Source organism: Streptomyces sp. NPDC048659, assembly GCF_040650575.1.
Classification (GTDB): Bacteria; Actinomycetota; Actinomycetes; order Streptomycetales; family Streptomycetaceae; genus Streptomyces.
Window position 1 is genome coordinate 37,908 of the sequence record NZ_JBEZHM010000012.1, and the last position, 15,242, is coordinate 53,149.

Consider the following 15,242-nt stretch of genomic DNA (forward strand, 5'->3'; position numbering starts at 1 on the left):
TTACGCCCGCCCGGGTGCGCTAGGCGCGCCCCGCGGTCTTCTGCGTGCGGCGGGAGACCGAGTCGATCACGACGGCGGCGAGCAGCACCGCGCCGGTGATCATGTTCTGGATCGCGTTGGACATGCCGATCATGTTCAGGCCCTGCTGGATCGACTGGATCACGATCATGCCGAGGAGCGCGGACCAGACCTTGCCCCGGCCGCCGAAGAGGCTGGTGCCGCCGATCACGGCCGCGGCGATGACCAGCATCAGCGTGTTGCCGCCGCCGAGGCTCTTGGTCGCGCCGCCGGAGAGGCTCGCGATGAACAGGCCGCCGAAGGCGGCGAGGGTGCCGGAGATCGCGAAGACGGCGATCCGGACCCGGTCCACGTTGATGCCGGCGCGGCGGGCCGCCTCGGCGTTGCCGCCGACCGCGAAGACCTTGCGGCCGAAGAGGGTGCGGCGGGCCACGAAGTCCGCGATCACCAGGACGGCCACGAAGAGCACCAGGGCCAGCGGGAGGCCGCGGGCGCCGGCGGGCTCGTTCATCACGTACGCGACGACGAAGACCAGGACGGCGACGACGGCGGTGCGCAGCACGATCTCGGCGACCGGGCGGGCCGGGAGCTGGGCGGCCCGGCGGCGGCCGCTGTCGCGCAGCAGGGAGAACAGGTACGCGGCGACGGCGAGGAGCGCGAGCCCGTAGGCGGCGATCTTGTCGGCGAAGAAGTAGTTGGTCAGGTTCTCCACCACGCTGCCGGACGGCGTGTTGATGGAGCCCTCGCCGCCCATGAGCCATTCCTGGAGGCCCATCCAGCCGAGGAAGCCCGCCAGGGTGACGACGAACGCGGGGACGCCGATCTTGGCGAAGAAGAAGCCGTGCAGCGCGCCGATGGCGGTGCCCGCGAGCACCGCGAGCACGATGGCCAGCCACTGGTTCATGCCGTTGCTGACCTGGAGCCCCGCCCAGACGGCGGCGCCGACGCCGGCGACGGAGCCCATCGACAGGTCGATCTCGCCGAGGACCAGGACGAAGACGATGCCGACGGCCATGATGCCGAGGCCGGAGGCGTACACCGCGACGTTGGCGACGGAGCTCGCGGAGAGGAAGTTGGCGTTCTGGATCTGGAAGACGACCGCGATGACGATCAGGCCCAGGATCACGGGGAGCGAGCCGAGCTCGCCGCCGCGTATCTTGCGGGTGAACTCCGTCCAGTACCCCTTGACACCCTCCTCGCGCACGAGGAGGCGGGGGTCGACGGCCGGGGCGGCGGGGGCGGGCGCGGCGGACCCCTCGGCGGGGGCCTCGGGGGTCTTGGCGAGGTCGCTCACTGGGAGTCCTCCTTCGCTGCGGTACGGGCCTGCCTGCGGGTCACGGCGTTGTCCGTGGCGCCGGTGATGGCGGCGATGATCGTCTCGTGGGTGGTGTCCTCGACGTCGAAGACCCCGTTGTTGCGGCCGAGGCGGAGCACGGCGACCTTGTCGGCGACGGCGCGGACGTCGGCCATGTTGTGGCTGATGAGGATGACGCCGTGGCCGCGCTCGCGCAGCCGCTCGACCAGGTCGAGGACCTGGGCGGTCTGCTCGACGCCGAGGGCGGCGGTGGGCTCGTCGAGGATGACGATCTTCGGGTCGCCGATCAGGGCGCGGGCGATGGCCACGACCTGCCGCTGGCCGCCGGAGAGGGCGGCGACGGGGATGCGGACCGAGGGGATGCGGATGGACAGGGTGTCCAGCAGCTCCCGGGCGCGCTTCTCCATGGCGATCTCGTCGAGCACCTTGGCGGAGCTGAGCTCGCTGCCGAGGAAGAGGTTGGCGACGACGTCGAGGTTGTCGCAGAGCGCCAGGTCCTGGTAGACGGTGGCGACCCCGAGGTTCTGGGAGTCGTGGGGCTTGTTGATCTGGACGGGGCGGCCGTCCCATTCGATGGTGCCCTCGTCGATCGGGTGGACACCCGAGATCGTCTTGACGAGGGTCGACTTGCCGGCGCCGTTGTCGCCCACCAGGGCGACGACCTCTCCGGCATGGATCTCCAGATCGACATCGGTGAGCACCTGGACGGCACCGAACCGCTTGGAGACCCCGCGCAACGCCAGCACGGGCGTAGCGGACACGTGAATCATCTCCTTCGCCGCCTGACCGGCGGGGATGTGAAGCGAGGAGCGCGGCGGGACACCGCGAGCAGCGAGGGGGTCCGGCGCCCCGCCCCCGCTTGCGGGGCGTGGATGTGGGGCGGGGGCGCCGGACGGTCTTCCGTGGGGGGCGGGGCGGGCTACTTGATGCCCGCGGCCTCGCAGGCCGCCTTGTACTCGGCGGTGCAGATGTCGGCGGCCTTGTAGACGTTGTCCGCGATGATCGTGGAGGCGATGTTCTCCTTGGTCACGACCTGCGCGTCGTACAGCTTGGCCGGGATGTCCTTGAACTCGCCGGTGAGGCTGGTGACCTTGACGGGGACGAGGTCGTCGATCTTCTCGCCCTTGAGGAGCTTGACCGCGATCTCGGCGGTGGTCTCGGCCTCGGGCTTGATCTGCTTGTAGATGGTGAAGGACTGATCGCCCTTCAGGATCCGCTGCAGACCCGCGAGTTCGGCGTCCTGGCCGCCGACCGGGACCTTGACGCCCTGCTTGCTGAGGGCGGTGATGATGCCGCCGGCCATGCCGTCGTTGGCGGAGTAGACGCCCTGGAAGCCCGCCTTGCCCAGGGAGTCGATGGCGGCGCCCATCTTCTTGTTGGCCTCGTCCGGGGACCAGTCCGGGATGTCCTGCTCGTAGACGACCTTCTTGACGCCGGTGTCGAGGACGCTGTGGGCGCCCTTCTTGAACAGCGGGGCGTTGGGGTCGGTCGGCGAGCCGTTGATCATGACAACGTTGGCGTCCTTCGCCTTGTCGCCGAGCGCCTTCACCAGGGCCTCGCCCTGGAGGCGGCCGATCTTCTCGTTGTCGTACGAGACGTAGGCGGAGATCGGGCCCTCGGCCAGGCGGTCGTACGCGACCACCTTGACGCCCTTCTTCTCGGCCTGCTGGACCCAGGACTTGGTGGCCTTGTAGTCGACCGAGTCCAGGATGATGACCTTCACGCCCTGCGTGACGAGCGCGTCGAACTGCTTCTTCTGCGTCTCGGTGTCCTGCGCGGCGTTGTTGTACTTGACCTCGCAGTCCGAGCAGAGGGACTTGATCTTCGCCTCGATGATCGGGCGGTCGAAGGTCTCGTAGCGGGTGGTCTTGTTCTCCGGCAGGAGCAGGCCGATGGTCTTGCTGTCGCCGCCGTTCGCGTCACCCGAGCCGTTGTCGCCCGCCTTGCCACAGGCGGCGAGGGAGAGGGCCATGGAAACCGCGGCCGTGCCTATGACGACGCGGCGCGTCATTGCGTTCATGTGGGGTTGCCTCCCTGACGAGGCCGCGACGTTGCGGCCGAGGTGGCTGGAAGTCAACTCGGCCGCAGGGGCGCCGTCAAGGAGTAAATCCTTAACGAGATGACAACGGTGCCATCCGTTATCTAAGTGAACGCAAGAGTGGCCCCGTTGAGGGCGCTTCCCGTCCCGCCCTCCAAAAGCGTCGAATCGCCCATTTCGCTGAGGACGAGGGCGAGCGCGCCGAGCACCTCGGCGCGGCCGCCCAGCGCCCCCTGGGCCAGCGAGAGCTGCCGGGCGGCGCTGGGGATCGCGTACCGCGAGACGGAGTCCCTGATGGGCGCCAGGACCAGCTCACCGGCCTCCGCGAGGTCGCCGCCGAGGATCACCCGGCTCGGGTTCAGGAGGTTGCAGAGGTTGGCGATGCCGCTGCCGATGTGCCGGCCGACGTCGGCGATCACCCGGCGGCAGCCGGGGTCGCCCTCGCGGGCCAGCTGGACCACCCGCTCCATGGTCAGGTCGGGGCCGTGGCTCGACTGGAGCAGCGGCAGCACGTACCGGGCGGCGGTGAAGGTCTCCAGGCAGCCGCGGTTGCCGCAGCGGCAGACCGGGCCCGACTCGTCCAGGGTGATGTGCCCGATCTCGCCGGCCGTGCCCCCGGGGCCCCGGTAGACCCGCCCGTCGATCACCAGGCCGGCGCCGACGCCGCTGGCCACCTTGATGTACGCGAGGTCCTTCACGCCCCGGCCGCTGCCCCAGACCAGCTCGCCGAGCGCGCCGAGGTTGGCGTCGTTGTCGACGTGCACGGGGACGCCGAGCCGGGCGGACAGCTCGTCGGCGGGGTTGATCCCGCTCCAGCCCGGCAGGATCGAGGTGGAGCCCAGGGTGCCCGAGGAGACGTCGATCGGGCCGGGTACGCCGAGGCCCACGCCGACGACCTTGTCCCGGCCGATCCCGGTGGCCCCGATCAGCCGGGTGACCAGCTGCTCGGCCCGGTCGAAGCCCTCGGCGGCGGAGGCGTCCACGTCCAGCGGCTCGGCCTCCTCGGCGAGCACCTGGTGGGCCAGGTTGCCCACCGCGACCCGCAGGTGGGTGTGGCCGAAGTCGACGCCGATGACGATGCCCGCGTCGCCGCTGAGCGAGACGCTGCGGGCCCGGCGCCCGCCCGCGGACGTGGGGGTGACCTCGACGGTCCCGCCGTCCTTCAGCTCCCGCACGATGTTGGAGACCGTGGCGGCGGACAGGCCCGTCGCGCGGGCGATCTCCGCCTGGGTGAGCGAACCGGCCATCCGGACCGCCCGGACGACCCGCTCCAGATTGGCCCGGTGCAGCGACGACTGCGACCCCGGAGTCTCCATTGACTCTCTCCACCCTACGACGTGTACAAGTTATGAACTCCAAGCTCCTTCGTAGGGCTTGTCGTCGTCAAGTCCTCGACGGTAGCCGAAAGCGGACGCAAAAGGTCCGGTCCCGGGGTGGAATCCCCGGGACCGGACCTCGTGGCGCGGATGTCGTTACTTGAGCGTGGCCGAAGTGAGACCCGCCTGGACCTGCCGCTGGAAGGACAGGTAGACGACCAGCATCGGGATCATGGCGATGGTGACGCCGGCGAAGAGCACCGGCAGGTCCGTCTCGTAGCCCTGCTGCTGCTGGAGCTGGATCAGGCCCTGGGTGAGCACGTACCGCTCCGGGTCGTCACCGCTCTGCGGCTGCATCAGCACGGTCGGCAGGACGAACTGGTTCCACTGCCCCAGCGTGTTGAAGATGCCCACGCTGAGCAGGCCCGGCTTGGCCATCGGCAGCATCACCTGGAAGAACGCCCGGGTGTGCGAGGCGCCGTCCAGGATCGCCGCCTCGAAGACCGCCGTCGGCAGCGTCCGGAAGAACGCGTGCATGAAGAAGACGGTGAAGGGCATCGAGTAGGCGACGTACACCAGGATCAGGCCCTGGTACGTGTTGAGCATCCCGAGCATCTTCACCATGAAGAAGAGCGGGACCAGGGCCAGGAAGACCGGGAACATCGCGCCGGCGACGAAGAAGTAGTAGATGACCCGGTTGCCCCAGAACTGGTAGCGGGCCAGCACGTACGCCGCCATGGAGCCGAAGAGCATGGTCAGCGGCACCGAGAACACCAGGACGATCACGGTGTTCACGAAGTAGTCGCCGATGCCCTTGCTCCAGGCGCGGCCGAAGACGTCCAGCGACCAGTTGGACGGCCAGCCGAAGGCCGAGCCGGCGATCTGGGAGTCGGTCTTGAAGGAGCTGAGCACCAGCCACAGCAGCGGCAGCACGATCAGCAGGGCCCACACGGCGAGGAAGCCGTGCGAGAAGACGTTGAGGACGACGCCCTCGCGGGCGGGTCCGGGGGCCGGGGTCCGGCCCTGGCCGGCCGCGCGCTGCCGGGGCACCGGGGCCCCGTCCGGCTCGGTGGCCGGGCTCGCGTCGGACTTCTGGATGGGTGCAGTCATCGTCGGTTCTCCCGCTCAGAACTCGAGGCGCTCGCGGCGGGTGGCGCGCAGCGTGACCACGGACACGATCAGGGTGAGGAGCAGCATGACCACGCCCATGGCACAGGCGTAACCGCTCTTACCGAAGTAGAGGAAGTTGCGCATCATGACCGTCGACATGGTCTCGCTGTGGTGGTCGGGGCCGCCGCCGTAGTCGCCCGAGGTCATCGTGGAGACCAGGACGAACATGTCCATGGCGACGATGCCGAGGTAGACCCAGGCGGTCTGCACCGAGTCCCACAGCAGCGGCAGGGTGATGCGGAAGAAGGACTGGGCGCGGCCGGCGCCGTCGATCAGCGCGGCCTCGTAGATGTCCCGGGGGATGGACTGCATGGCGGCGGAGAACAGCACCAGGTAGAAGCCGACGCCGTGCCAGACGACGACCGCCATGAGGGCCCACAGGACGAAGTTGGGCTCGTTGAGCCACTCGATCGGATCGTTGGCCTCGATCAGGCCGAGCTTGAGCAGCAGGCCGTTGAGCATGCCGCCGGTGTCGCTGCGGTACACGGCGCCGAAGAGCACCGCGAGGATCGCCAGCGAGAGCACCTGCGGGAAGAAGTAGACGACCTTGTAGAACTTGGACCCGGAGACGCCGGCCACGCCGCCGGCCTTGCTGCGCCCGCCCGCGTTCACCATGAAGGCGAAGAAGAGGGCCAGCAGGATGGTGATCACCGGGATGAACACCAGGAACAGGATGTTGTGCCAGACCGCTCCCAGGAAGACGTCGTCCTGGAACAGGGCGACGTAGTTGTCGAATCCGACGAAGGAGAAGGTCTGCGACTGGCCCTTCCAGTCGGTCAGCGAGTAGCCGATCGTCTGGATGTACGGCCAGATGACGAAGACCAGATAGAGGGCCACGGGTATGAAGAGGAATCCCGTGACGAACTGGTACTGCCCTTTGCGCATGGCGTTCCTGTCCCTGATGTCCCCGGTTTTTGCTAGGTGTCGGTCAGTCGCGGCGGTTCTTCTTGGACGCCGGGTCCTTGGCGGCCTTGTCGACGGCGGCCTGGGCCCGCTTGAGCCACTCGGCGGGCTGGATGCGCTTGGCCATCAGCTCGTTGGAGGCGTTCTGGATCTCGGTGTCCATCTCGCTGTACCACTCGGTGTACAGGTAGCGGAAGGTGTTGGTGCCGGCCGCCTTGGAGGCCACGACCGTCGACTGGGTGCCGGGGCGCAGCTTGACGCTCGGGTCCACGCCGTCGGCGAGGATGGTGAGGGAGTTGGCCTCCTTCGCGAAGAGCGTCGACCACTCCTTCGACAGCATCATCCGCATGAACTCCTTGGCCTCGGTGAGGTTCTTGGCCTTGGAGGGGATGATGAAGGGCTCGCCGGAGCCGGCCCGGATGGCCTCGTACGGCATGGCGCTGCCGGGCAGCAGGGGCATCGGCATGAACTTCATGTCGAAGTCCTCCGGCGTCTGCTTGAGCTGCTCGTTCTCCAGCCAGGAGCCACAGGTGATGAAGGCGGCCTTGTACTGGTTCCAGCGGGTCTGCGACTCGGTGTGGGTGAGGCCGTTGGTGCCGGCCATCAGGTAGCCCTTCTCCACCAGCTCGTAGACCGCCTCGACGGCCTCCTTGGCCGCTGCGGAGCCGACGAACGCCTTCGGGTCCAGGTTGTCGATCGCCTTCATGGCGTCCAGACCGCCCTTCTTGGCGATCAGGTCCATGATGGCGACGTTGATGTAGTACGGGAACTTGCCCTGGTGGGCGAGGCCGCCGATGCCCTTGGCGGTGGCGGCCTTGCAGATCGCCAGGAACTCGTCCCAGGTCTTCGGCTCGGTCCAGCCGTTCTCCTTGAAGAGCTTGCCGGAGTACCACAGGCCCCACACCGTGTAGATGTAGTTGAGGGCGACGACCTTGCCCTCCTGGAGGCCGGCGTCGATGGTGCCGGGGATCAGGGTGTCCCGGACCTTCTTGGCGGGGTCGTCGACGGACGGCGCGTCGAGGACCTCGGCGAGGTCGAGCAGCTGCCCGTTCTTCGCGAGCACGTCGATCTTGATCTTCTGGGCGCCGGAGTCGTCGACGATGTCCGGCGGGTTGCCCGCGTTGAAGCGGGGCTGGAGCTTGCCGGTGATCTCCTGGGTGCCCGTGTGGGTCGCGGTGACGCCCCACTTCTTGTTGAAGCTGGCCTCCCACGCCTTGGCGTAGTCGTCGCCGTAGCCGCCCTTGAAGACGACGACGTCGATCTTGCCGCCCTTGGTCATGCCGAAGGGATTGTCCTTCGTCTTCTCGCCCTTGGGCTTGTCGCCGCCCGTCTCGTCGCCTCCACCGGAGGCGCACGCGGACAGGAAGCTCATGGTCGGCACCGAGATCAGACCGAGGGCGGCGGAACGCTTGATCAGATCGCGACGGCCGAGGCCCTCATGGTTCTGGGCGGGGGTGGATCCCATGCTCAAGTCCTCGCCTTCATTCAGGACTCTGGCGGTGTACCGGTCACCCGTAGAGATTCGCCTCAGGCGAAGGGCCCCGCCACCGCGGTCAATTGCAGCTGGGTCGTACGTGTGCAGCTGGGTGGTACATGGGTCGGGCCGTCGTGCGCAGCGTCACAACGGGCGGGACGCCGACAGGTATAGTCCACTTCCCGCCGCCGGAGCAAGATCGAAACAAGCTTTCCCCAAGAGTCGTCTCCGAGTTGAGACCTGCGGCCTCTCCAGGGCGCTTCTGCCCCATTTCCTCCCCGATTTTGCCCTCAACACCCTTGACACCACCCGTCACTTGGCCGTCTCCTGGGGACTTGCTCAGTGTGAATGACAACGTTGTCTCAACTTCACCGGCAGGAGCGACGACACGGCATGCGTCCCCCTCTCAGAGCGGTCTGTCTGGCGGCCTCGGCGGCACTGGTACTGAGCCTCACCCCCGCGGTGGCTCAGGCGCTTCCGGACCGAACGGACCATTCGACCGAACACGACTCCTCCGCACGGGAGTTCACGAGCTCCTTCGAAGCGGACGAACCCCAGCCGACCTGGCGGAACACCGTCGAAGTCGGCCCGGACGGCAGGAAGCGGACGGGCGGCGTGGACGGCGGCTTCGCCACCGGCATCCCCGGCAACGTCACCGACCGCGTCACCGCCCTGCGCGCCAGCGCCGAGAACGCGGGCTCGGGCGAGGTCAAGGAGAACCTGACCGACCTCCAACCGGGCACCAAATGGCTGGCGTTCGAGCCCACCGCCTGGATCGAGTTCGACCTCGACGAGCCGGTGCGGCTGGCGACGTACGCGCTGACCTCGGCCAACGACGCCGCCGAACGCGACCCCCGGGACTGGACCCTCAAGGGCTCGGCGGACGGCAAGGAGTGGACGGTCCTCGACACGCGCGCGGGCGAGTCCTTCGCCAAGCGCTTCGAGACCCGCCCGTACGACCTCGCGGGCGGCGGCACGGCCTACGCCCACTACCGGCTGGAGATCACCAAGAACGCGGGCGCGGGCCTCACCCAGCTCGCCGACGTTCAGTTCTCGAACGGGGACACCTCCCAGCCCGTCCCCGAGGAGATGCGCAGCCAGGTGGACCGCGGGCCCAGCGGCTCCCCCACCGCCAAGGCGGGCGCGGGCTTCACCGGGAAGCGGGCGCTGCGCTACGCCGGCACCCACAAGGGCGAGGGCCGGGGCTGGTCGTACAACAAGGTCTTCGACGTCGACACCCGGATCACCCGGGACACCGAGCTGGCGTACCGGGTCTTCCCGGCGATGAACGAGACGGACCTGAACTACCCCGCCACCAACGTCGCCGTGGACCTCGCCTTCACCGACGGCACCTATCTGAGCGAGCTCGGCGCCACCGACACCCACGGCGGGCTCCTCACCCCGCAGGGCCAGGGCGCCGCCAAGCGCCTCTACGTCAACCAGTGGAACCAGGTCACCGCCCGGATCGGCGCGGTCGCGAACGGGAAGACCGTCGACCGGATCCTCGTGGCGTACGACTCCCCCAAGGGCCCGGCGAAGTTCCAGGGCTGGATCGACGACGTGTCGCTCGCGCCGCGCAAGCCGGCCAGGCCGCTCGCCCGGCTCTCCGACTACGCCTCGACGACCCGGGGCACCAACTCCTCGGGTGCCTTCTCGCGCGGCAACACCTTCCCGGCCACGGCGGTGCCGCATGGCTTCAACTTCTGGACGCCGGTGACCAATTCGGCCTCCCAGAGCTGGCTGTACGAGTACGCGCGGAGCAACAACGCGGACAACCTGCCGGTCCTCCAGGCGCTGTCGGCCAGCCATGAGCCGAGCCCCTGGATGGGCGACCGGCAGACCTTCCAGCTGATGCCCTCGGCCGCCGCCGGGCCCCCGCCCGCCGACCGGACGGCGCGGGCGCTGCCCTTCCGGCACGAGAACGAGACGGCGAGGCCGCACTACTACGGCGTCACCTTCGAGAACGGGCTGAAGGCGGAGATCGCCCCGACCGACCACGCGGCGGCGATGCGCTTCACCTACCCGGGCGCCGACGCGACCGTGCTCTTCGACAACGTCACCGACCAGGGCGGGCTCACCCTCGACCCGGCGACGAGTTCGTTCACCGGATTCTCGGACGTGAAGAGCGGGCTGTCCACGGGCGCGGGCCGGATGTTCGTGTACGGCGTCTTCGACGCGCCGGTCACCGGCTCTGGCAAGCCGTCCGAGCAGGGTGTGAAGGGCCACTTCCGCTTCGACGCGGGCGCGGACCGCACGGTCGGGCTGCGGATCGCGACCTCGCTGATCTCCGTCGAGCAGGCGAAGGCGAACCTGGCCGACGAGATCCCGGCGGGCACCGGCTTCGACACCGTCCGCGAGCGGGCCCAGCGCGCCTGGGACCAGGTGCTCGGCCGGGTCACCGTCGAGGGCGCGAGCCACGACCAGCTGGTGACCCTGTACTCCAGCCTCTACCGGCTCTACCTGTACCCCAACTCCGGCTACGAGAAGGTGGGTTCGGGCTACAAGTACGCCAGCCCCTTCTCCGCCCCGACCGGGCCCGACACCCCGACCCGGACCGGCGCGAAGATCGTCGACGGCAAGGCGTACGTCAACAACGGCTTCTGGGACACCTACCGGACGACCTGGCCGGCGTACTCGTTCCTCACCCCGCGCAAGGCGGGCGAGCTGGTCGACGGCTTCGTGCAGCAGTACAAGGACGGCGGCTGGATCTCCCGCTGGTCCTCCCCCGGCTACGCGGACCTGATGACCGGCACCTCCTCGGACGTGGCGTTCGCGGACGCGTACGTGAAGGGCGTGGACTTCGACGCGAAGGCGGCGTACGAGGCGGCGCTGAAGAACGCCACCGTCGTCGCGCCCAGCCGGGGCGTCGGCCGCAAGGGCATGGAGACCTCGCCCTTCACCGGCTACGCCTCGACCGAGACCCACGAGGGCCTGTCCTGGTCGCTGGAGGGCTACCTCAACGACTACGGCATCGCGACGATGGGCCGGGCTCTCTACGAGAAGACCGGCGAGAAGCGCTACCGGGAGGAGTCGGAGTACTTCCTGGACCGGGCCCGGCACTACGTCTCGCTCTTCGACGCGAAGGCGGGCTTCTTCCAGGGGCGGGACGCGAAGGGCGCCTGGCGGCTGCCCTCGGAGTCGTACGACCCGCGGGTCTGGGGCTACGACTACACGGAGACCAACGGCTGGGGCTACGCCTTCACCGCCCCGCAGGACTCCCGGGGGCTGGCCAACCTGTACGGCGGGCGGGCGGGGCTGGCGAAGAAGCTGGACGCGTACTTCTCGACCCCGGAGACGGCGAGCCCGGACCTGGCCGGCTCGTACGGCAGCGTCATCCACGAGATGACGGAGGCGCGGGACGTGCGGATGGGCATGTACGGGCACTCCAACCAGGTCGCCCACCACGTGCCGTACATGTACGACGCCGCCGGGCAGCCGTGGAAGACGGCGGAGAAGGTCCGCGAGGTCCTCGCCCGGCTCTACACCGGCAGCGAGATCGGGCAGGGCTACCACGGCGACGAGGACAACGGCGAGCAGTCGGCCTGGTTCCTGTTCTCCGCGCTCGGCTTCTATCCGCTGGTGATGGGCGGCGGGGAGTACGCGATCGGCTCGCCGCTCTTCACGAAGGCGACGGTCCGGATGGACAACGGCCGCACCCTGGTCGTGGAGGCGCCGCGCAACAGCGCCCGCAACATCTACGTCCAGGGCGTGAAGCTGAACGGCAAGCGCTGGACCTCGACCGCGCTGCCGCACGACCTGCTGGCCAAGGGCGGGGTGCTGCGCTTCGACATGGGCGCCAAGCCCTCGGCCTGGGGCACCGGCGGCTCGGCGGCGCCGGTCTCGATCACGAAGGGCGACGCGGTGCCGGAGCCTCGGGCGGACCTGGTGCGGGGCGTGGGGCCCCTCTTCGACGACACCTCGGCGACGGCGGGCGCGCTGGCCGGCCCGCTGGACCTGCCGGTGGCGGCGCCCGGGAAGGCGGTCCAGTACACGCTGACCTCGACCGGCGACCGGGCGAAGGCCCCGACGGGCTGGGTGCTCCAGGGCTCGGCGGACGGCGTCACCTGGCGGGACCTGGACCGGCGGACCGGCGAGTCCTTCGCCTGGGACCGGCAGACCCGGGCGTTCTCGGTGGCGAAGCCGGGCACGTACGCGAAGTACCGGCTGGTGCCGACGGGACCGGGCGGCTCGGGCGGCGAGCTGGCGGAGGTGGAGCTGCTGGGCTGACCGTCCCGGCGCACGCGTAAGGCCCGTCCCCCAGGGGGGACGGGCCTTACGTCTGGCCTTCTAGCCGCGGATCAGGTTGCGCAGCACGTACTGCATGATGCCGCCGTTGCGGTAGTAGTCCGCCTCACCGGGGGTGTCGATGCGGACGACCGCGTCGAACTCGACACCGGTGTCGGTGGTGACCTTGACCGTGCTCGGGGTCGTGCCCTCGTTCAGCTCGGTGATGCCCGCGATGGAGAAGGTCTCCTCGCCGGTCAGGCCGAGCGAGTCGGCCGACTGGCCGGCCGGGAACTGGAGCGGGAGGACGCCCATGCCGATGAGGTTCGAGCGGTGGATGCGCTCGTACGACTCGGTGATGACGGCCTTGACGCCGAGGAGCGCGGTGCCCTTGGCGGCCCAGTCGCGGGACGAGCCGGAGCCGTACTCCTTGCCGCCCAGGATGACCAGCGGGGTGCCGGCGGCCTGGTAGTTCTGCGAGGCGTCGTAGATGAACGACACCGGGCCGTCGGCCTGGGTGAAGTCGCGGGTGAAGCCGCCCTCGGTGCCCGGCGCGATCTGGTTGCGCAGGCGGATGTTGGCGAAGGTGCCGCGGATCATGACCTCGTGGTTGCCTCGGCGCGAGCCGTAGGAGTTGAAGTCACGACGCTCCACACCGTGCTCGGTGAGGTACTTGCCGGCCGGGGTGTCGGCCTTGATGGCGCCGGCCGGGGAGATGTGGTCGGTGGTGACCGAGTCTCCCAGCTTGGCCAGGACGCGGGCGCCGGCGATGTCGGTGACCGGGGTGGTCTCCATCGTCATGCCCTCGAAGTACGGGGGCTTGCGCACGTAGGTCGACTCGGCGTCCCACTCGAAGGTGTTGCCGGTCGGGATGGAGAGCGCCTGCCACTGGGCGTCGCCCGCGAAGACGTCCTGGTAGGACTTGTTGAACATGTCCTCGCCGATGGCGTTGGCGACGACGTCGTTGACCTCGGCCTCGGTCGGCCAGATGTCGGTCAGGTAGACCGGCTTGCCGTCCTGGTCGACGCCGAGGGCGTCCTTGGTGATGTCCACCTTCATGGAACCCGCGAGGGCGTACGCGACGACCAGCGGCGGGGAGGCCAGGTAGTTCATCTTGACGTCGGGGTTGATGCGGCCCTCGAAGTTCCGGTTGCCCGAGAGGACCGAGGTCACGGCCAGGTCGTGCTCGTTGACCGCCTTGGAGACCTCCTCCGGCAGCGGGCCGGAGTTGCCGATGCAGGTGGTGCAGCCGTAGCCGACGAGGTTGAAGCCGACCTTGTCGAGGTACGGGGTCAGGCCCGCCTTGTCGAAGTAGTCGGTGACGACCTTCGAGCCCGGGGCGAGGGTGGTCTTGACCCACGGCTTGCGGGTCAGGCCCTTCTCCACGGCCTTCTTCGCGACGAGCGCGGCGGCGACCATCACGTACGGGTTCGACGTGTTGGTGCAGGAGGTGATCGCGGCGACGGTGACGGCGCCGTGGTCGATCGTGTACGTGGTGCCGTCGGGGGCGGTCACCTCGACCGGGTTCGACGGGACGCCGTTGGAGACGGCCGGGGCGTCGGAGGCCGGGAAGGACTCCTGGCCGGCCTCGTCGGCGGTGGCGACGTAGTTGCGCACGTCCTGGGCGAACTGCGCGGCGGCGTTCGCGAGGACGATGCGGTCCTGCGGGCGCTTCGGGCCGGCGATCGACGGGACGACCGTGGAGAGGTCGAGCTCCAGCTTCTCGGAGAAGTCGGGCTCGGCGGCCGGGTCGAGCCAGAGGCCCTGCTCCTTGGCATACGCCTCGACGAGCGCGACCTGCTGCGCGGAGCGGCCGGTGAGCTTGAGGTAGTTCAGGGTCTCGCCGTCGATCGGGAAGACCGCGGCGGTGGAGCCGAACTCGGGCGACATGTTGCCGATGGTGGCGCGGTTCGCGAGGGAGGTGGCGGCGACGCCCTCACCGTAGAACTCGACGAACTTGCCGACGACGCCGTGCTTGCGCAGCATCTCGGTGATGGTGAGCACGAGGTCGGTGGCGGTGGTGCCGGCCGGGAGCTCGCCGGTCAGCTTGAAGCCGACGACGCGCGGGATCAGCATGGAGACCGGCTGGCCCAGCATGGCGGCCTCGGCCTCGATGCCGCCGACGCCCCAGCCCAGCACGCCGAGGCCGTTGACCATGGTGGTGTGCGAGTCGGTGCCGACGAGGGTGTCGGGGTACGCCTGGCCGTTGCGGACCATGACGGTGCGGGCCAGGTGCTCGATGTTCACCTGGTGGACGATGCCGGTGCCCGGGGGGACGACCTTGAAGTCGTCGAAGGCGGTCTGGCCCCAGCGCAGGAACTGGTAGCGCTCCTTGTTGCGGCCGTACTCCAGCTCGACGTTCTGCGCGAAGGCGTCGTTGGTGCCGAACTTGTCGGCGATGACGGAGTGGTCGATGACCATCTCGGCCGGGGAGAGCGGGTTGATCTTCGCCGGGTCACCGCCGAGGGCGGCGACGGCCTCGCGCATGGTGGCGAGGTCGACGACGCAGGGCACGCCGGTGAAGTCCTGCATGATCACGCGCGCCGGCGTGAACTGGATCTCCTGGCTCGGCTGGGCCTGGGAGTCCCAGTCGCCGAGCGCCCGGATGTGGTCGGCGGTGATGTTCGCGCCGTCCTCGGTGCGGAGCAGGTTCTCCAGGAGAACCTTCAGGCTGTAAGGCAGCCGGGCCGAGCCCTCGACCTTGTCCAGCTTGAAGATCTCGTACGACTCGTCACCCACGCGCAGCGTGGCGCGGGCGTCGAAGCTGTTCGCCGACACGACAGT

General features: G+C 69.1%; 9 protein-coding genes. 1 reads left to right on the forward strand and 8 read right to left on the reverse strand.

What is annotated here, in order from left to right; translation table 11 throughout:
• Nucleotides 1–19 precede the first annotated feature (19 nt).
• The 7 genes from AB0C99_RS12230 to ngcE form a co-directional block, all read right to left on the reverse strand.
• Nucleotides 20–1,312: a sugar ABC transporter permease gene (locus AB0C99_RS12230; RefSeq protein WP_362473294.1), complete on the reverse strand. Its 1,293-nt coding sequence runs from the start codon at nucleotides 1,310–1,312 to the stop codon at nucleotides 20–22.
• A complete protein-coding gene (locus AB0C99_RS12235) occupies nucleotides 1,309–2,103 on the reverse strand; it encodes an ATP-binding cassette domain-containing protein (RefSeq protein WP_362473297.1) in 795 nt (264 codons plus the stop codon). The genes AB0C99_RS12230 and AB0C99_RS12235 overlap by 4 nt, the downstream gene beginning before the upstream one ends.
• A gap of 149 nt (nucleotides 2,104–2,252) precedes the next feature.
• Nucleotides 2,253–3,353 carry a substrate-binding domain-containing protein gene (locus AB0C99_RS12240; RefSeq protein ID WP_362473300.1) on the reverse strand — a complete coding sequence of 367 codons (1,101 nt, stop codon included), beginning with the start codon at nucleotides 3,351–3,353 and terminating at the stop codon, nucleotides 2,253–2,255.
• Nucleotides 3,354–3,475: 122 nt separating this feature from the next.
• Nucleotides 3,476–4,687: an ROK family transcriptional regulator gene (locus AB0C99_RS12245; RefSeq protein WP_362473303.1), complete on the reverse strand. Its 1,212-nt coding sequence runs from the start codon at nucleotides 4,685–4,687 to the stop codon at nucleotides 3,476–3,478.
• Nucleotides 4,688–4,843: 156 nt separating this feature from the next.
• Nucleotides 4,844–5,797 carry a carbohydrate ABC transporter permease gene (locus AB0C99_RS12250; protein ID WP_362473306.1) on the reverse strand — a complete coding sequence of 318 codons (954 nt, stop codon included), beginning with the start codon at nucleotides 5,795–5,797 and terminating at the stop codon, nucleotides 4,844–4,846.
• Between the two features lie 15 nt (nucleotides 5,798–5,812).
• On the reverse strand, nucleotides 5,813–6,742 hold the full coding sequence (locus tag AB0C99_RS12255) for a sugar ABC transporter permease (protein WP_362473309.1): 930 nt from the start codon (nucleotides 6,740–6,742) through the stop codon (nucleotides 5,813–5,815).
• A 43-nt stretch (nucleotides 6,743–6,785) separates the two neighbouring features.
• The gene (gene ngcE / locus AB0C99_RS12260) at nucleotides 6,786–8,225 is read right to left on the reverse strand and encodes an N-acetylglucosamine/diacetylchitobiose ABC transporter substrate-binding protein (RefSeq protein WP_362473312.1); all 1,440 of its coding nucleotides are present in this window, start codon (nucleotides 8,223–8,225) and stop codon (nucleotides 6,786–6,788) included.
• A 402-nt stretch (nucleotides 8,226–8,627) separates the two neighbouring features.
• Between ngcE and AB0C99_RS12265 the strand changes: the two genes are divergently transcribed.
• Nucleotides 8,628–12,461: a GH92 family glycosyl hydrolase gene (locus AB0C99_RS12265; RefSeq protein ID WP_362473315.1), complete on the forward strand. Its 3,834-nt coding sequence runs from the start codon at nucleotides 8,628–8,630 to the stop codon at nucleotides 12,459–12,461.
• A gap of 60 nt (nucleotides 12,462–12,521) precedes the next feature.
• Here AB0C99_RS12265 and acnA read toward each other — a convergent pair whose 3' ends face one another.
• Nucleotides 12,522–15,236, reverse strand: a complete 2,715-nt coding sequence (acnA, locus tag AB0C99_RS12270) for an aconitate hydratase AcnA (RefSeq protein ID WP_362473318.1) — start codon at nucleotides 15,234–15,236, stop codon at nucleotides 12,522–12,524.
• Nucleotides 15,237–15,242: the final 6 nt, after the last annotated feature.

Bases quoted from the DNA above. Each gene is read 5' to 3' on its own strand.
- AB0C99_RS12235 (WP_362473297.1), bottom strand. From the start codon at position 2,103: ATGATTCACGTGTCCGCTACGCCCGTGCTGGCGTTGCGCGGGGTCTCC.
- AB0C99_RS12240 (WP_362473300.1), bottom strand. From the start codon at position 3,353: ATGAACGCAATGACGCGCCGCGTCGTCATAGGCACGGCCGCGGTTTCC.
- AB0C99_RS12245 (WP_362473303.1), bottom strand. From the start codon at position 4,687: ATGGAGACTCCGGGGTCGCAGTCGTCGCTGCACCGGGCCAATCTGGAG.
- AB0C99_RS12250 (WP_362473306.1), bottom strand. From the start codon at position 5,797: ATGACTGCACCCATCCAGAAGTCCGACGCGAGCCCGGCCACCGAGCCG.
- AB0C99_RS12255 (WP_362473309.1), bottom strand. From the start codon at position 6,742: ATGCGCAAAGGGCAGTACCAGTTCGTCACGGGATTCCTCTTCATACCC.
- ngcE (WP_362473312.1), bottom strand. From the start codon at position 8,225: ATGGGATCCACCCCCGCCCAGAACCATGAGGGCCTCGGCCGTCGCGAT.
- AB0C99_RS12265 (WP_362473315.1), top strand. From the start codon at position 8,628: ATGCGTCCCCCTCTCAGAGCGGTCTGTCTGGCGGCCTCGGCGGCACTG.